Source organism: Bacillus sp. FSL K6-1000 (assembly GCF_038630785.1).
GTDB lineage: Bacteria > Bacillota > Bacilli > Bacillales > Bacillaceae > Bacillus > Bacillus safensis.
The window spans coordinates 2819675-2835764 of record NZ_CP152042.1 but is presented as its reverse complement, the minus strand read 5'-3'; the positions used below and the strand labels follow the sequence as shown (position 1 = coordinate 2835764).

General features: G+C 40.7%; 20 protein-coding genes. 16 read left to right on the top strand and 4 right to left on the bottom strand.

Annotated elements, in window-relative coordinates:
• The first annotated feature begins 80 nt into the window (after positions 1-80).
• Together MHI46_RS14845 and MHI46_RS14840 are read left to right on the top strand one after the other, a co-directional pair.
• Positions 81-2072: a methyl-accepting chemotaxis protein gene (locus tag MHI46_RS14845; protein ID WP_260774674.1), complete on the top strand. Its 1992-nt coding sequence runs from the start codon at positions 81-83 to the stop codon at positions 2070-2072.
• Positions 2073-2162: 90 nt separating this feature from the next.
• A complete protein-coding gene (locus tag MHI46_RS14840; protein WP_024423278.1) occupies positions 2163-2687 on the top strand; it encodes a type 1 glutamine amidotransferase domain-containing protein in 525 nt (174 codons plus the stop codon).
• A 71-nt stretch (positions 2688-2758) separates the two neighbouring features.
• Here the strand turns inward: MHI46_RS14840 and MHI46_RS14835 are convergent, their stop codons facing one another.
• Positions 2759-3751: a Gfo/Idh/MocA family oxidoreductase gene (locus MHI46_RS14835; protein ID WP_260774673.1), complete on the bottom strand. Its 993-nt coding sequence runs from the start codon at positions 3749-3751 to the stop codon at positions 2759-2761.
• A gap of 197 nt (positions 3752-3948) precedes the next feature.
• Between MHI46_RS14835 and MHI46_RS14830 the strand changes: the two genes are divergently transcribed.
• The 4 genes from MHI46_RS14830 (at position 3949) to MHI46_RS14815 (ending at position 7154) form a co-directional block, all read left to right on the top strand.
• The gene (locus MHI46_RS14830) at positions 3949-4341 is read left to right on the top strand and encodes a DoxX family protein (protein ID WP_260774672.1); all 393 of its coding nucleotides are present in this window, start codon (positions 3949-3951) and stop codon (positions 4339-4341) included.
• Positions 4342-4406: 65 nt separating this feature from the next.
• Positions 4407-5549, top strand: coding sequence for an AI-2E family transporter (locus MHI46_RS14825; RefSeq protein ID WP_058838056.1), 1143 nt, complete (start codon positions 4407-4409; stop codon positions 5547-5549).
• A 127-nt stretch (positions 5550-5676) separates the two neighbouring features.
• Positions 5677-6510, top strand: coding sequence for an undecaprenyl-diphosphate phosphatase (locus MHI46_RS14820; protein WP_039183288.1), 834 nt, complete (start codon positions 5677-5679; stop codon positions 6508-6510).
• A 170-nt stretch (positions 6511-6680) separates the two neighbouring features.
• Positions 6681-7154 carry a hypothetical protein gene (locus tag MHI46_RS14815; protein ID WP_024423274.1) on the top strand — a complete coding sequence of 158 codons (474 nt, stop codon included), beginning with the start codon at positions 6681-6683 and terminating at the stop codon, positions 7152-7154.
• Positions 7155-7188: 34 nt separating this feature from the next.
• On the opposite strand, the gene bioB is transcribed toward MHI46_RS14815, so the two are convergent.
• From bioB to MHI46_RS14800, 3 genes are all read right to left on the bottom strand, one after another.
• Positions 7189-8184, bottom strand: coding sequence for a biotin synthase BioB (bioB, locus tag MHI46_RS14810; protein ID WP_342503260.1), 996 nt, complete (start codon positions 8182-8184; stop codon positions 7189-7191).
• A 152-nt stretch (positions 8185-8336) separates the two neighbouring features.
• Complete coding sequence (locus MHI46_RS14805; RefSeq protein WP_039181025.1) at positions 8337-8687, bottom strand: hypothetical protein; 351 nt, start codon at positions 8685-8687, stop codon at positions 8337-8339.
• Between the two features lie 229 nt (positions 8688-8916).
• Positions 8917-9294: a helix-turn-helix transcriptional regulator gene (locus MHI46_RS14800; RefSeq protein ID WP_251181209.1), complete on the bottom strand. Its 378-nt coding sequence runs from the start codon at positions 9292-9294 to the stop codon at positions 8917-8919.
• Between the two features lie 159 nt (positions 9295-9453).
• Between MHI46_RS14800 and MHI46_RS14795 the strand changes: the two genes are divergently transcribed.
• The 10 genes from MHI46_RS14795 (at position 9454) to MHI46_RS14750 (ending at position 16072) form a co-directional block, all read left to right on the top strand.
• Positions 9454-9717 carry a helix-turn-helix transcriptional regulator gene (locus MHI46_RS14795; protein ID WP_058838052.1) on the top strand — a complete coding sequence of 88 codons (264 nt, stop codon included), beginning with the start codon at positions 9454-9456 and terminating at the stop codon, positions 9715-9717.
• Positions 9714-9866, top strand: coding sequence for a hypothetical protein (locus MHI46_RS14790; RefSeq protein ID WP_175297167.1), 153 nt, complete (start codon positions 9714-9716; stop codon positions 9864-9866). The genes MHI46_RS14795 and MHI46_RS14790 overlap by 4 nt, the downstream gene beginning before the upstream one ends.
• Complete coding sequence (locus MHI46_RS14785; protein ID WP_144246071.1) at positions 9844-10083, top strand: hypothetical protein; 240 nt, start codon at positions 9844-9846, stop codon at positions 10081-10083. The genes MHI46_RS14790 and MHI46_RS14785 overlap by 23 nt, the downstream gene beginning before the upstream one ends.
• Before the next feature lie 50 nt (positions 10084-10133).
• Positions 10134-10535, top strand: coding sequence for a holliday junction resolvase (locus tag MHI46_RS14780; protein WP_251181207.1), 402 nt, complete (start codon positions 10134-10136; stop codon positions 10533-10535).
• Entirely contained in the window at positions 10532-10738 is a 207-nt protein-coding gene (locus MHI46_RS14775; RefSeq protein WP_047203978.1) for an XtrA/YqaO family protein, read from the top strand. Before MHI46_RS14780 ends, MHI46_RS14775 begins: the two co-directional genes overlap by 4 nt.
• A 127-nt stretch (positions 10739-10865) precedes the next feature.
• A complete protein-coding gene (locus MHI46_RS14770) occupies positions 10866-11384 on the top strand; it encodes a sigma-70 family RNA polymerase sigma factor (RefSeq protein ID WP_039181011.1) in 519 nt (172 codons plus the stop codon).
• 152 nt (positions 11385-11536) lie between these two features.
• Complete coding sequence (gene terS, locus MHI46_RS14765) at positions 11537-12181, top strand: phage terminase small subunit (RefSeq protein WP_024423266.1); 645 nt, start codon at positions 11537-11539, stop codon at positions 12179-12181.
• An 8-nt stretch (positions 12182-12189) separates the two neighbouring features.
• Entirely contained in the window at positions 12190-13491 is a 1302-nt protein-coding gene (locus tag MHI46_RS14760) for a PBSX family phage terminase large subunit (protein WP_180272438.1), read from the top strand.
• Positions 13488-14945 carry a phage portal protein gene (locus MHI46_RS14755; RefSeq protein WP_260774671.1) on the top strand — a complete coding sequence of 486 codons (1458 nt, stop codon included), beginning with the start codon at positions 13488-13490 and terminating at the stop codon, positions 14943-14945. The genes MHI46_RS14760 and MHI46_RS14755 overlap by 4 nt, the downstream gene beginning before the upstream one ends.
• A 38-nt stretch (positions 14946-14983) precedes the next feature.
• The gene (locus tag MHI46_RS14750; protein ID WP_260774669.1) at positions 14984-16072 is read left to right on the top strand and encodes an XkdF-like putative serine protease domain-containing protein; all 1089 of its coding nucleotides are present in this window, start codon (positions 14984-14986) and stop codon (positions 16070-16072) included.
• Positions 16073-16090: the final 18 nt, after the last annotated feature.

Genomic DNA, 16090 nt, shown 5'->3' with positions numbered 1-16090 from the left:
CTTTAATAAGTTAAAAAAGTAAAGAACCTAGTAGTACTTCCGATATATATACTATCTTACGAAAAGGAGTTTTCTTTTTTATGAAATTCATACAGTATTTCAGAAAGCCATCTATATCAAAAAAGCTCGTATTCTCTTTCTTATTTATTCTTTTATGCCCAATCATCGTATTGGCATTCTCTTCATATCATACGGCAAGCACCTCCTTAAATGATCAAATTATGCAAAGCGCAAAGGAAAATGTAGAGCAGCTAGATAAAAATATTACGAAGGTTGTAAAAGTGAAAACAGACGCAGCCGATTTCTTTAGCAAATGGATCACGGAGAAAAAGCTCAAGCAAAAAGGCACGACCGATATTCAAGGACGCTTTGAGCAGTTCATGAGTATGAATGATGACACAGAAGGTATTTTTGTCGCTTCAAGTGACGGCAAAGTGTTTTCAAGATATCCTAATCAAAAAATGCCTGCCGATTATGTCGCAACTGAGCGGGATTGGTATAAAGACGGCTGGGCGAAAAACGGTGAGCTGTCTGTTTCAGCACCATATGCAACGGCTTCGACCGGTACGCTTGTGGTCACAATTTCTAAAAAACTAGAGGATGGATCAGGCGTTATTGCGATGAACCTAGACATTGAGAATCTAGTAAAAGAGTCCAATAGCATTAATATTGGGAAACAAGGCTATGCCTTTATTTCAAGTCCAGATCGCACATATGTGGCACATCCAAAGAAAAAAGCTGGAACCAAATTATCTGGTGATGAATGGTTAGAAAAGCTGTATTCACAAGATAAAGGATCTATGAGTTATATGTTTGAAGGGAAAGAAAAGCAAATGGAGTTCACCACAAACAAGGCGACTGGCTGGAAGATTGTCGGGACGATGTTTGTCAGTGAAGTAGAAGAAGCTGCACAGCCAGTTTTTAATATGGCCGCCATCATTTTAGCCGGCGCGCTTATCATTGGCGGGATTCTGATCTTCTTTATCATCCGTTCCATTACAAAACCACTTTCCACTCTTGTCTCTTCTTCGAAGAAGATCAGTCAGGGAGATTTGACAGAAAAAATTGATGTCCACTCAAAAGATGAAATTGGACAGCTTGGCACAAGCTTTAATGAAATGAGTGAGTCTCTAAGAGATGTCATTCAAGCTGTACAAACATCTGTTGAGAATGTCGCTTCATCATCTGAAGAACTGACGGCAAGTGCAGGTCAAACAACAAAAGCAACCGAACATATTACATCGTCTATTGAAACATTCTCAAACGGCAATGAAAATCAAAGCGAAATGGTGGAGCAAAGCGCAGTTCATTTAAAACAAATGAATGAAGGACTGAACGAAGTTGCCGAAACGTCTGATGTCATCACAGCGTCATCTGTTCAATCAAAAACAGTCGCAGAAACAGGCGGCCAGCTTGTGGAGCAAACTGTCGGCCAAATGAAGACGATTGACCATTCAGTGAAAGAAGCTGAAGGCGTGATCAACGGACTCGAGCATAAATCAAAAGATATCACAAACATCCTAGGCGTGATTAACGGCATAGCGGATCAAACGAATTTACTTGCACTAAATGCCGCTATTGAAGCAGCACGCGCAGGCGAGTCAGGCAGAGGCTTCTCTGTTGTTGCGGAAGAAGTGCGTAAACTAGCGGTTCAATCATCAGATTCAGCAAAAGAGATTGAAAAGCTTGTGAATGAAATCGTCTCTGAAATTGAAACATCTCAAAATATGTTCAAAGCAGTGAATGAAGAAGTAAAGAACGGTCTTACTATTACAGATCAAACGAAAGAAAGCTTCTCACAAATAAATGAGCAAACAGCGGAAATAGCAGCAAGAATGAATGAAATGAATACAACAGTGCGCGAGCTGTCGAAAGGATCTGAACAAATTTCTAAAGCAGTGAATGAAATTGCAGATGTATCAAGAGAGAGTTCAGCAAGCATCCAAGATATCGCAGCTTCAGCAGAAGAACAGCTTGCTTCGATGGAGGAGATTAGTTCTTCATCCACGACTCTTTCCCAAATGGCGGAAGAATTACGCGATTTAATTAAAAAATTCAAGATCAGCGAATAAGGTCAAGTGGTTCTCCTCGAGGGGAACCGCTTTTCTTTTTAAGAGGACATCTCGTACAATAGAGGAAATCGAAAGAAGAGGAGAGATAGAATGCGTTTATCAGATAAGAAGGTTATTGCGTTTGTCAGTGATGATTTTGAAGATTTAGAGCTGTGGTATCCAGTTCTGCGTTTAAGAGAAGAAGGGGCGACTGTCCATCTTGTAGGTGAAAAAGCAAATCATGAGTACATCGGGAAGTATGGTGTGCCGGCAGTATCTGATGCAGATTTTTATTCCATTCAAGCTGATGATTATGATGCTGTGCTTGTCCCTGGCGGATGGGCGCCTGATAAACTGCGCCGCTATCCAGAAGTATTAGACATCGTCCGTACATTTGATGCGAAGGCAAAACCAATCGGGCAGATTTGCCATGCCGGCTGGGTGCTGATTTCAGCAGGAATCCTGAAAGGCAGACAAGTGACAAGTACACCTGGTATTAAAGATGATATGACAAATGCCGGTGCGGACTGGTTTGATGAGGCGGTCGTCACAGATGGCCACCTCATCTCCAGCAGACGTCCGCCGGACCTTCCGCCGTATGTGAAAGCATTTGCGGATGTGTTAGCGGCAAAATAAGCGACTGACACGAAACGTAAAAAAAGGGCGAACCAAAAAATAATCCGCCCTTTTTTCATCAATTTCATGCCCTATACATTTTGTCTGTCGGCAGGATACATCACGCCCATTTGTCTTCTTGCTTCGTCCATGACGGACATGGTTTGAACAGATAACGCAAATGTATTGACCGGAGACTGCCCCATTCCCTGCTGAATGCACTCAATAAAATGATTGATTTCATAAGACATAGCTGGCTGATCATCTTTGAGCGAGATGTCAGTTTGATGTCCGTCACGATGATGTATCGTGATTCGTGAAGGCCGGTGGAATTGATCAATCTCCATCGTGGCATCCTCGCCTTGAATTTCAGCCGATAAATGAGACGTTGAAATTTTAGAATGAAAAAGAAGTGCTTGATGCCCGTCATACTGTAAAAGGACTGAACCATTCCCATCCACACCAGAAGAAAGCTTATAGCCTCTCGCGGTGATTTGATTCGGCAGACCAAATAAGGATATGACTGGGTAAACGAGGTACACCCCGATATCCATTAACGAACCATTGGATAACTCCGGCTTAAAGGCATTTGGAAGCTCGCCGTTTCGATAGGCATCGTATCTTGAGGAATATTTACAGTAATGCGCGACCACTTGCCTGATAGATCCAAGCTGATCAAGGTGCTGTTTGATTTGCAGAAAGTTTGGCAGAAATGTCGTTTTCATCGCTTCCATCAAACACACTTGATGTTTTTTTGCTGCGGCAATCATTTCTTCCACTTCTTTTCGATGAGAGGCGAATGGTTTTTCGCATAAAACATGCTTTTGATGCTCCATCATCAACATGGCTTGCTCTTTATGAAGGGCATTTGGACTCGCAATATACACGGCATCGAACGTATCACTTTCCGCCATTTGTTGTAAGTTCGTAAAAACCGTCTCAATCCCGTATTTTTCGGCAAAGGTCTGTCCTTTTTCAGCGGACCTTGAATAGACGGCTGTACATGTAAAGTCAGCGATTCCTTCACCAGCTTGTAAGAACCGATCTGTAATCCAGTTCGTTCCGATGACAGCAAATCGAATCATGTGATTCCCTCCTTCTGCTTTCCTCTGATTATACATGCTTTGAAAGCGTTTGTATGAAAGAATATTCTTTTTATTGAAAAGCGGATGAAACCTTTATATAGGCTGATGCGTCTTACATAAAGGATATAAATGTACGAAAAGTGGGTAGTTTCTTCCTTCTTCGGGTAATACTCAGGATAGAAGGGAGAGGAGGAAACATGAAGCGCGTCCTGCATATAGGAAGTACATACACCTTTGCGCTTTTATTCATAGTGGCTGGTATTTTTCATTTAATAGAGCCGGGCGGCTTTGCTCGCATGATGCCAGGCTGGCCATTTCCATATGTAATGGTCTATGTGACTGCATGTCTTGAATGGCTGCTGGCCGTGCTGCTGCTTTTGCCGGATTCCAGGATTGCAGCGGCAAAATTCATTGCTGTCTATCTTGTACTCATTTTCCCGGCAAACTTATTTGCTGCACGTGAGGGAATACCATTTCCAGGTCAAGAAAATACAGAACAAGCTTTGCTATGGATAAGACTTATTGGACAGCCGATTCTCATTATATGGGCGATGTCTATTGCAAAATGGGAAAAAAAGCTGAAACAATGATCACCATATCATGATCAAGTAGTGTACAATTTACTCATAAAATAGCCCGTGTTTGGAGGAACGATATGAATTCTATGCAAATGTGGAGCAGTCGATTTAGAAAATTTTTTCTTGATAACAAGTTTGTTCTCTTTTTACTCGTCCTGCTATTAATCGGATTGAATATCCTTGTTTTCATGAAAACATCATTTATTTTCACACCGCTCATTGTACTCGTCAAAACCATTGCCTTACCGATTATTTTAACGGGGGTTGTGTATTATTTATTAAATCCAATTGTCAACTTGTTAGAGAAAGCAAGAATCAAGCGGATCTATTCCATTTTGCTTTTATATATTGTCATTATTGGGATTATTACAGTGACCATCGTGTCTATTATTCCTTTTTTACAAGCTCAAACCATGAGTCTATTTCATAATCTTCCGAAATACGTCGATACAGTAGAAGAACAAATTAGACAATTAACAGGAAGTAACTTTATTAATCAAGTGCAAAAAACGATGAACTTTAACGTGTCTGAATTGGTAAGTAAAGCATCTAGTCAAGCGACGAAGATTTTGGAAAGTACCTTTACCGGTGTAGGAACATTCTTAGGGGCGCTCACAGAAGTTATCATCTCGATCGTGACGGTGCCGTTCATTCTGTTTTATCTATTAAAAGACGGCAAAAAGCTGCCTGACTATTTCTTGAAATTCATTCCAAATAAAATGAGAGAACATACACATATCGTGCTTCACGAAATGAACCACCGGCTGAGCTCGTATATTCGCGGACAGATTATTGTCAGCTTCTGTATCGGTGTTCTTCTGTTAATCGGTTATATGATCATTGGACTTGACTATGCGTTGCTGCTTGCTATCATTGCGGCATGTACAAGCGTAGTACCTTACCTTGGTCCAACAATTGCGATTACACCAGCGATTGTGATTGCACTTGTGACGTCACCAGTGATGCTTTTAAAACTCATTATTGTCTGGACAGTGGTTCAGCTCATTGAAGGTAAATTTATTTCGCCTCAGGTGATGGGGAAAAACCTTCATATTCACCCAATTACGATTATTTTTGTTCTATTAACAGCTGGTAAATTGTTCAGCGTCATCGGCATCATTGTCGCTATTCCGACGTATGCCGTTCTGAAGGTTATCACAACCCACCTGTTTGATTGGTTTAAAATGCGGTCCAATTTGTATAAAGAAGAAAAGGTTTGATGTCATAATCTTTTTTTGAAAAAAATATAGTATCATAAAGACGAGCTTTCGATAAAGGAAGCTTGTCTTTATGTGGACATAGATGTTTGGCGTGTTTAAAAGATCAGAATTGAAAGGAAAGAAAATCATGAATCTATGGGATTTATTCGTGGCACTGGTTTTAGGAATTGTCGAAGGATTAACAGAGTACGCACCTGTTTCATCTACAGGTCACATGATCATTGTCGATGATCTTTGGCTAAAATCAAAGGAAATTATTACGCCAGAAGCGGCTAATACATTTAAAGTCGTGATTCAGTTAGGCTCTATTTTAGCTGTCATGATCGTGTTTAAAGATCGTATTTTAAACTTATTGGGCTTAAAGAAAAATATCACCGAAGAACAAAAGCGCAGCGGGCATAAGCTGACCATCGCCCAAATTGCTGTTGGACTTGTTCCAGCCGTCATTTTAGGATTCTTATTTGAAGATTATATTGATAAATACTTATTTGACGTCAGAACGGTCGCTGTCGGTTTGATTTTAGGGGCAGTGCTGATGCTTGTCGCTGACTGGATCAATAAACGGAAAACAGAAACAAGCTCTGTCGATAACATGACGTACAGACAGGCGCTTTATATTGGACTGTTTCAATGTTTGGCATTATGGCCAGGCTTCTCGCGCTCAGGTTCGACGATCGCAGGCGGGGTTATTCTTGGTTTGAATCACCGTGCTGCGGCAGACTTTACATTTATCATGGCGATGCCAATTATGGCGGGAGCAAGCTTGTTAACCCTTGTGAAAAATGCTGAATATTTAACAACAGACATGCTGCCATTCTTTATCGTCGGCTTTGTGAGTGCGTTTGTTGTGGCTCTCTTTGTTGTTCGATTCTTCCTAAAACTGATCAATAAAATCAAACTGGTGCCTTTTGCGATATACCGAATTATCCTAGGTGTGATTTTATTTATCCTGTTCATGTAATATGTAAACTACTCTTTATAAAAGAGTAGTTTTTTTGTTATTTCGCCTAATTAAACAGTAAAAACACCCTCTTAATTGGTAGAATAAGAATTTTTTTCATAAATTAGTGTTTAAGAGACAGAGAAAGGGGTAGTACATAAACATACCAATTAAAGGAGGAGTTAGAAAATATGAGAAAAACAAGTAAAATGTTTGTTGGTTCTGTCATCGCCACGTCAATGATTGCTGCCCCTCTATCTCTTACGACTTTTGGTCAAACGGCTGAAGCTGCTACAACAACAGGTGTTGATGGAAGTGTCTCAATTGATCCAGTAGCCATTGCCGATAAAATTGAACAAGCAGTAAAATCATCTCAAAATCGTGATGGATTCGTAAAAAACGCGGCATACAGTGCGTTCTATGAAGCAGGTCAAAACTACAACGTAGTTGTCCAAAACTTAAGCCAAGATCACGACTTTAGCGGTCTGAACAATGTTGTCTACTATGATAGTGTTGAATATGACGGTATTACGTTTGGGATTTGGGTATTTGAAGATGGTACGTTTGTCAACAATGGTGACGGTGGATATATTAACTGGACGTTTGTTGGCAGCTTTGACAGAGAAGATGGAAGCGGAACTGTCGATTTTCATAAAAGATTCTAATCTTAGAAGTCTGCCGGTGAATCGGCAGACTTTTTTATAACGCACATTCTTCTATTTCAAACCCTAAATCTTCAATGATGTGATGATCCGTTTGGACTTGCTGGCCTTTTGTGGTTAAATAATCACCAACGAAAATCGAATTTGCCGCATAAAGTGCGAGCGGCTGGAGTGTCCGTAAATTAAACTCTCTACCTCCGGATACCCGAATTTCCTTTGTTGGATTGACAAATCTCATCATTGCCAGCACTTTCAATGCTTTGATCGGATGTGTCCGTTCTTGATGCTCAAGCGGTGTTCCTTCAATGGCATGAAGAAAGTTGACTGGAATTGAATCCGCATCAAGTGCTCTAAGCGCAAAAGCCATTTCAACGATTTGCTGATTGGTTTCACCCATTCCAATAATGACCCCTGAGCAAGGTGACATGCCAGACTGTTTGACCTGCTCAATGGTCGACACGCGGTCATCGTATGTATGAGTTGTCGTAATTTGAGCATGATGTTCATGATGTGTATTGATATTGTGATTATACCGATGAACACCCGCTTCCTTCAGCCGCTTCGCTTTGTCTTCATTTAATAACCCAAGACAGGCACACACCTTCAAAGGCATCGTTTCAGTGATTTCCTTTACTGCTGCTGTAACTTCATCTAATTCCCTATGAGAAGGCGCTCTCCCGCTTGCCACAATACAATAAGTCCCGGCTTTTCTTTTGAGAGCCTCACGCGCCCCTGCCACAATGGTTTTTTGATCAAGCATTGAATATCTTTCAACCGGTGCTTTTGAAATCATCGACTGTGAACAATATCCACAGTTCTCAGGGCAATATCCACTTTTTGCGTTGAAAATCATATTTAATTTCACCTTTTTTTGAAAAAAATGAAATCGTACTTGATAGGCTGCATGCATAATAGGTAACAATTCACTATCGTCAGCTTCAAGAATGTCTAAAGCCTCTTGCACCGTAATCGGTTCATTTTTCATGGCCTTCTCCGCTATCGCTTCCCAAGATAAAGACAGTTGCTCTTTCATCATTAATGCCTCCTTTATTATGTTAACTTATTTTTATTAAAAGTTAACATAATGGGGAGGTGTTGGCAATCACGAATCAAATGAAACCAACTTTAAACACCAAAAGGCGATGACTCCATGTCATCGCCTTCAGATATGTAAAGCTAGATTGCTTATCGAACCGTAATATAGTTAATGACAAGCTCACCTTGTGAATTATAGTAAGAAACGGTTACTGAACCGCGTTGTACGGCACGAATCCAAGTGAAGTTTGGAGCCGTTTGATCTAATTGAATCGCATACGTTGCACCCGACACAGAAATTTGGCTTGCTGGAAGAGAGACGGCGATTGAAGAACCTACGGAAAGTGTACGGTTCACTGTAATTACTTTATTCATAATAGGAGCTTTTGCTATGACTGGTTCTTTTGGCTGTGCAGCTGCATGAGCACCTTCAGTTTGAGAGAACGTAAGAGCACCTAAAGCAGCTAAAGACAATGTACAGACTTTCATGAATTTTTTCATCGGTAACACTCCTTTTTTTTGGTATATACATATATTAATATTAATAGAATTATATGTCAATTATAATATGTGAAAAAAGAGTAATTGTGGTGAAAATTGTCACATATTATATCGGGAATATTAAAAAAACACATGATTTTTTATTCATATGCTCTTTCTTTTTAAGGGAAAAAAGAGGTATAAAAAAAGCTGGGTTCACCCCAGCAATGTAAAGCAGATGAAAGAGTGATCAATGGTCGTCTCGCTGTTTTGGCTGACGGCCTTTTTGCTTCTCTTTCTCTCTAATGTAGTTAATAAAATCGATGGTTTGTCTTCGTGCTTCTTCGGAAAAATCTGAGGCGGCTTTAAACGCAATTTGCAAATCAGGATCGTCTGCAAGATCGTCATCGTGTCTGCCTTTGTCCTTACCTGTGAGAAGATAATCGGTTGAGACCCCATATAACTCAGCAATTTTCACAATCATTTCACCGTCGGGCTTTCTCAAGCCATATTCCCAGTTTGCATAAGTGGACATCGCCTTTAATCCGAGTTTTTTAGCAACTGTTGACTTGCTCCATCCATGCTTCTCTCTTAATTCAGTTAAAATCTTCCCAGTCAAGTTATCCATCAGAAACACCTTTTTTCATGTTATGAGTAAATTTTATCATGAATTACACGGAAAAGATAAATAAATACACAAAAAGAATAAAAATATGGTTGACTTACTCGTTTTGTGTATATTATCATAATGAATATAACTTACACATATTGAGTAAGAGGTGGAAAGATGAAACTTGAAAATTTACGAGAAGAGCGCATATTGCAAGGAAAAACACAAACCTATATGGCGAAAAAATTAGGTTATAAGTACACAAGCGGCTATGCGAATATAGAAATGGGCAGAACGAAGCCAAGCTTAGAAATAGCAAAGCATATTGCAGATCTGCTAAATACCGGTGTTCAAGAGCTTTTTTTTGGTCAGAAGTTACACAAAAAGAGTAATTCTCTAGAAGAAGATCAGTTCTTAGAAAAGGAGAGACGAGCAGAATGAATATTGAACATCCAATGGTGACACAGATGAGTGACTTTGGTTATCCAAAAAGCTACTGGTCATATGACATGAAACGATATGGATACCAAACAGAAATTGATGACAGTTTGGAGGGATCTGAAGAAGATGAGACATCAGCTGATGTTTGATGCTAGAAAAGAAGCGCAGCTTTGTTTAGACCAAGCTGGCGGCTGGATCGCCTTTTATCAACAGAAACCGATGTTTGTTTTTGCCACAGCAGAAGAGAAAGAGACATATATGACCCTCCTGAAAGCTAAGTCGATGACAAAAAAGGAGGAATTAGGGCGACGTGAAACGATGGAAGCAAATCATGACATTTTTGAAATGCTTGCTCAAAGCGAGTAAAAACGAACAAGATATCCGCCAGTGGGCAGAGGATGACGGGAGATCATAACATGGTCATCCATTTAATCATTGAACATGAACATTTGTTAACAAAAGAGACTTTGATGAAAAGAATACGATCAGCTGCAAAAGTACAATGCCCGCAAAAATTAGAAGGCGCACTATCACTTGAAATTCGTTTATTTGATCACATGCCGCTTGACATAGCTGACTGCCAAAAAAAGCGTACATACGCAGAAAAAGGGTTGATACGCCCGATACACGTCAGCATCTTACAGCCAAGTCTACAGCATATTCAAGAAGCACTTCATTCTATAGCCGATCAAGTCCCTCAGCAGATTGTCGATTTAAGAGTTTCCCAGTTTTATAGTATGTGTGAAAGAGTTGAAATCATTATCAATACGGTAGGTGGTGGCACGAGGCCATCACCAAAAAAGGAGACAAGCATATGAACGAGCCAAAACAACTATTCATTCAAGATAACCAAACATTTGTCGGTGAGATGGAAAAAGGAAAAATTCAAGTCATCGTGTTAGATGGAAATGTAGGAACGGCTTATCAAATGGATGTACCTGAACATGGAAAAACCATTATTCAAACGGCAAAAGGTCATTTTGCAAGAGTAGATCACGAGATTGGTTTTAAAATCAGCTAACTGACTAAACACATCAAATCATAATACGTCCAAGACGGAAAGCCTGCGGACACTGATCAAGACCCTGTTAAAAGGGGACCTGATTGGTGTCCGTTTTTTATTTTCTTAAAAAAGGGAGAGAGCCAATATGCAAGATTTACTCATTGAATATAAAAGAGCCTTAAAGAATGCTAGAAAACAATATGAACCATTTAAAGAAAAAGAAGAACATCAGCTGTCCGTTCAAGACAAGCATGATAAAAAAATGATCGCCAGTATGGTGAGCGATCTAGAATACGTAGTAGAATGGCTACAAATCGGAAGAGAGCCAGGTGCGCGCAGAGGGTTAGACAGACGTTCAGTCTATCAGCGCACCATTCTTGCAAATCCAGAAGTGTTAGAGGCTTTATCACATGAATATACCCTTATTCAAGAGAAAGAAAGAGAAGTCAGTGAGAGAGACAAAAAACGAATTGATGAAGCTTTGTCTGTTTTAACAGATCGAGAAAAGGACGTATTCTTTATGCACACAACACAAGGATTATCGTTTAGCGAGATTGCGGTCATGCTGGATGTCAAAAAAGGAACTGTGCAAAAACATATGGAAAGAGCGCGGACGAAGATGTCCAAAAAAGTACAAGAACGCCTATTCAGAGCAGCTGAATAGGCGTTTTTTCTATCCAAAAATAAATCAGCTAAGGCTTGTCTTACAGTTGCCACCTATAGTTAGAAAGACCAAACGAATGTTTGCTAGCCCTACACAAATGATTCCTTCAAAGGGAATCATTCGAATTAAAAGGAGGCGGCAGGTGAATGTAAATGAAAGATAAACGGATAGAGGCCAAGCAGGATTATATGAAGGGGATGACGTACCAGCAAATTGCTGATCATTACAATGTCTCGATCCATACCGTCAAATCGTGGAAAAGGCGATACGGATGGCAAAGACAAAAAACTTCGTCAAAGCAAGCACACTCAATCTTCAATCAATTTCTTTCAGATGAAACGATTGAAATCATGGAGAAAATGGATGGACGCACATCGCTTGATTTAATCTGGGATCAAATTCAAATTCAATATGCAGCCATTATTCGGGCGCAGCGAATCATGTATGTAGCAGATCAAGAGGACATGATCAAAGAGTTGAAAAAGGCGGCATACATGCCTTCTTCATTAGAAGAAACAGGAGAAGGCATTCAGCCAGAACTAGACATCACCTCAGAAGAATATTCGTTTCAATTTTCATGGGATCGGCATGCGACGTTTCTAAATGCACAATCCCGTGCAATGGGTGAACTCAGGCGTTTAATAAAACAGTTTGAAGAGCTCGCACATGCTAAGGATGAACGAAGATTAAGGCTGAAACAAATTGAACTGACGATCGAAAAAACAAAAAAAGCAGTGCGTGAAGAAAAAGAGGAAGATCTTCAAATCATGATCAAGCGAAAAGAGGACGACTCATGACGCCATTGATTGAAAAAGAAGTCAATCCTCACTTTGAACACTTTCTATTCGATTGGAATCAAAAGTTTCAATTTTTAGTTGGAGGCTATGGCTCCTCTAAAAGCTATCACATTGCTTTAAAGCTCGTCTTAAAGCTACTGGAAGAAAAACGGACAGCACTTGTCATTCGAGACGTGTATGATACGCACCGCGAATCAACCTTTTCTTTATTACAAGAGATCGTCAGCGACCTCGGCATCGACCATGTGGTGAAGTGCCGAAGTTCGCCGCTTGCACTGACGTTTCGAAACGGCAGCAGCATCTTATTTAAAGGGCTGGACAAACCTGAAAAATTGAAATCAATCAACAACATCTCGATCATTTGGATTGAGGAATGTTCAGAGGTTTCTTATGAAGGCTTTAAAGAGCTGCTTGGAAGGCTAAGGCATCCATCCTTACCGCTTTATATGATGTTATCGACCAATCCTGTTGGTCAGGATAATTGGACGTACAGACATTTTTTTCGAGATGAACAGCTGAAGCGTTTTGTTTTAGATGATGAAACCTTATACAAAAAGCGAACCGTTGTTATTAAGGATACGTATTACCATCACTCCACGGCAGAAGATAATCTATTCCTTCCTAAAAGCTACGTGAAGCAGCTGGATGAGCTGAAAGAGTATGACCCAGACCTCTATCGCATTGCGAGGAAGGGATATTTCGGCATTAATGGCACAAAGGTTTTTCCTCAATTTGAGGTGAGAAGCCATTCTGATGTATTAGAAGCCATTCAGCAGATTGACAGACCGCTGAAACGAGCAGGCATGGATTTTGGATTTGTTGAATCATACAATGCGCTTATTCGGCTAGCTGTCGATCATGAAAAAAAGTACTTATATATTTATTGGGAATATTACGACCGCGGGAAAACAGATGATGAAACAGCCCTTGACTTGAAAGAGTTCATTGAATCAAAAGAACTGATTAAAGCCGATGCAGCCGAACCTAAAACCATTCACTATTTTCGGCAGCGCGGCTTTCAAATGGTGGCGGCACATAAGTTCCAAGGCTCACGTTTACAGTATACAAAAAAGATCAAACGGTTTAAGAAAATTATTTGTTCTGATGCATGTCCATATACCATCTATGAACTTCAATCACTAACCTATAAGGCAGATAAGGATGGACGTTTAGAGGAAGATGAATTTCAAATCGATCCACACACATTATCAGCCATCTGGTATGCGCTGGATGATTATGAAGTGACAGATTTGAAACAGACTGCCTCGGAGCGTGTCCGTCCAAACAGAGAGAGGAGGTCCATACAATGAAACAATTGAAAGCAACCATTATGAAGGCAAACATGTCTGATCATACAAAACAAATGTATGCAGATGAATTTTCCTACGAAAAGGATGACATTGTTCCCCCGCCTTACAATATCAATGAATTAAAAAGCATGGCAGAATATTCAACCATTCTTCAGCAATGTATTGATGCGTATAAGACCAATATTTTAGGCTTTGGTTTTGGTGTAGAATATGCCTTTGACTTTAATGCAGAAGGCGTGAAACCGGCAAAAAAGAAGGCAGCAGAGAAGGAATGGACAAGACTTGAAGAGTTTACGAAATACATGAACTATGATGAGTCTGCTGATGTGGTGCTTGGCTATGTCATCGAAGACCGGGAGAAAACAGGGAATGGTTTTTTAGAAGTTCTCCGAGATGGCCAGGGAAAGCCGGCAGGAATCGAGTATTTAGATGCGCTCCATATCCGCATTTGCAAGCTGAGTGAGCCAGTCGACGTCGAATTTCGGTATACAGAAAACGGCGAATTGAAAACAATGAATCGAAAGAAGCGATTCCGTAAATATGTGCAGGTGATCAATGAAAAGAAAGTCTTCTTCAAGGAGTATGGTGATCCGCGCATTTTACATTGTGAAACAGGCAAATACGATGACACCACCCCAGAGTCGCTGCGTGCAACAGAAGTGATTCATTTTAAAATCGGCAGTGGAACGTATGGAATTCCCCGCTGGATTGGCAACATCGTCAATATGTATGGGGCACGCAAGGCAGAAGAACTGAACTACCTTTATTTTAAACAAGGGCGGCACGTACCTGGTGCCATCATTGTTGAAAATGGAATGCTGTCTGAGTCATCCTATCAGCAGCTTCAAGATTATATGGACGATATTGAAGGCTCTGATCATGCACATAAGTTTCTATTGCTTGAAGTCGAAGGTCTCCCGACGGAAAAAGGGTTAACTGGAGAAGAAGATGTCTCAAATGTCAAAGTGAACTTCAAATCCTTAGCAGAGATCTTGCAAGAAGATGCACTCTTTTTAGAATACGATGAAAAAACAAGAAACAAAATCCGCTCTGCTTTTCGACTGCCGCCTATTTACACAGGTGAGTCTCAAGACTATAACAAAGCGACAGCCGATACGGCGCGGAAAACAACAGAAGAACAGGTATTTCAGCCTGAACGGCATCTCATCACAGGGAAACTCAATACCCTTTTCCTGCCGGATCTTGATATTTGGCATGTCCGTTTCCTATTAAATGGTCCTGACTTTAGAGACCCATTAGAGATTGCCAAGGTTCTGACACCATTTATTCAGGCTGGGGCAGTGTCGCCAAACGATTTGCGAGATCTGGCGGGACGTATCCTTGGGAAAACGTTAGAGGAATGGCCGGAGGATCTCTATCACAGACCTTTAGAAAGCCGCATGACATCAGCTGAACAACAGCCTCAACGAGAGCCAGATCAGTTGAATGAATAAACCGAAGCGCGTGCGCTTTTTTGAAAGGGGGTGAACATATGCCAAGAGAATTAAAAAACGCAAAAATTACGCATGTTTCCTACGTGGACAGAGCCGCAAACAAAAAGAAATTCTTTTTGATGAAGGCAAAGAAAAGCCAGCCTGACTTTCAAAAAGAGGTAAGTGTGCTGACAAAGGCAGAAGATGCTCATCGCCTTGTGTATGGTGTCGTGTATGAACCGAATACACCTGATGCACACCAAGACTTTATGTCTGCTAAAGAAATTGAAAGAGCAGCACATGGTTTTATGAAGGATGCCCGCCACATTGACAAGCAGCATGATTTTCAACATGGTGTTGGCGAAGTGGTTGAATCATACATTGCACCAGCTGATTTTGAAGTAGGCGGTGAGCTGATTCGAAAAGGATCTTGGGTGCTTGTTACAAAGGCTTCTCAAGAGATTTGGGATCAAATTCAGAAAGGCCACATTACAGGATATTCAATGGCAGGAACGGCGGACATCGTAGCAATAGAAGAACAAGATCAGCTCCTATCTCAAAGCACGAATGAGAGAGGGCTTTTTTCTTTGCTGAAAAATTTCTTTTTGAAAGAGGAAGGTGCAAACATGTCACAACAATTTTGGAGCGTTTTAGACCACCTGCTGGAAACCTTACAGTCAAGTGATGGTGATGAGGCGGGTGTAAGAGCAGCGCTTGAGCAATTGCTGCCAATCGTCCAGGAGATTTTGAAGACAGAAGATGTGCTTCAAACGATTGGTGAAAGGCCAGCCTCCGTACAAAAACAAGACGCCGCTTTGACGACGGAGCAAGTACGAGAGCTTGAAAAAGCAAAAATGGCCATCGAAAACGTCTTACAGCATGCTGAACAGCAGGAAACAGATCAAACTGGGGAAGAACCTGTCCAAAAGGTGCTTGAGCAAGCCGTTGCACCGATTCGTCATCAGCTTTCTTCTTTAGAGAAATCAGCCAGCAGAGAAAAAGCAGCGCTTGAGCAAGTGCTTCAGCAGCAGCTTTTGCCTATTTCAGAGCGAATTCACAAGCTTGAAAAAGCGCGCGGCATGTCAAAACAAACAATCCACGATACACAAAACGACAGTACAAAGCCCATATGGGATGGCTTACTATAAGCCTAAATAAGGAGGAAA

Bases quoted from the DNA above. Each gene is read 5' to 3' on its own strand.
- MHI46_RS14785 (WP_144246071.1), top strand. From the start codon at position 9,844: ATGAGACATCAGCTGATGTTTGATGCTAGAAAAGAAGCGCAGCTTTGT.
- MHI46_RS14845 (WP_260774674.1), top strand. From the start codon at position 81: ATGAAATTCATACAGTATTTCAGAAAGCCATCTATATCAAAAAAGCTC.
- MHI46_RS14795 (WP_058838052.1), top strand. From the start codon at position 9,454: ATGAAACTTGAAAATTTACGAGAAGAGCGCATATTGCAAGGAAAAACA.
- MHI46_RS14815 (WP_024423274.1), top strand. From the start codon at position 6,681: ATGAGAAAAACAAGTAAAATGTTTGTTGGTTCTGTCATCGCCACGTCA.
- MHI46_RS14790 (WP_175297167.1), top strand. From the start codon at position 9,714: ATGAATATTGAACATCCAATGGTGACACAGATGAGTGACTTTGGTTAT.
- MHI46_RS14780 (WP_251181207.1), top strand. From the start codon at position 10,134: ATGGTCATCCATTTAATCATTGAACATGAACATTTGTTAACAAAAGAG.
- MHI46_RS14770 (WP_039181011.1), top strand. From the start codon at position 10,866: ATGCAAGATTTACTCATTGAATATAAAAGAGCCTTAAAGAATGCTAGA.
- MHI46_RS14755 (WP_260774671.1), top strand. From the start codon at position 13,488: ATGAAACAATTGAAAGCAACCATTATGAAGGCAAACATGTCTGATCAT.
- terS (WP_024423266.1), top strand. From the start codon at position 11,537: ATGAAAGATAAACGGATAGAGGCCAAGCAGGATTATATGAAGGGGATG.
- MHI46_RS14750 (WP_260774669.1), top strand. From the start codon at position 14,984: ATGCCAAGAGAATTAAAAAACGCAAAAATTACGCATGTTTCCTACGTG.
- MHI46_RS14830 (WP_260774672.1), top strand. From the start codon at position 3,949: ATGAAGCGCGTCCTGCATATAGGAAGTACATACACCTTTGCGCTTTTA.
- bioB (WP_342503260.1), bottom strand. From the start codon at position 8,184: ATGAAAGAGCAACTGTCTTTATCTTGGGAAGCGATAGCGGAGAAGGCC.
- MHI46_RS14825 (WP_058838056.1), top strand. From the start codon at position 4,407: ATGAATTCTATGCAAATGTGGAGCAGTCGATTTAGAAAATTTTTTCTT.
- MHI46_RS14840 (WP_024423278.1), top strand. From the start codon at position 2,163: ATGCGTTTATCAGATAAGAAGGTTATTGCGTTTGTCAGTGATGATTTT.
- MHI46_RS14835 (WP_260774673.1), bottom strand. From the start codon at position 3,751: ATGATTCGATTTGCTGTCATCGGAACGAACTGGATTACAGATCGGTTC.
- MHI46_RS14800 (WP_251181209.1), bottom strand. From the start codon at position 9,294: ATGGATAACTTGACTGGGAAGATTTTAACTGAATTAAGAGAGAAGCAT.
- MHI46_RS14775 (WP_047203978.1), top strand. From the start codon at position 10,532: ATGAACGAGCCAAAACAACTATTCATTCAAGATAACCAAACATTTGTC.
- MHI46_RS14805 (WP_039181025.1), bottom strand. From the start codon at position 8,687: ATGAAAAAATTCATGAAAGTCTGTACATTGTCTTTAGCTGCTTTAGGT.
- MHI46_RS14820 (WP_039183288.1), top strand. From the start codon at position 5,677: ATGAATCTATGGGATTTATTCGTGGCACTGGTTTTAGGAATTGTCGAA.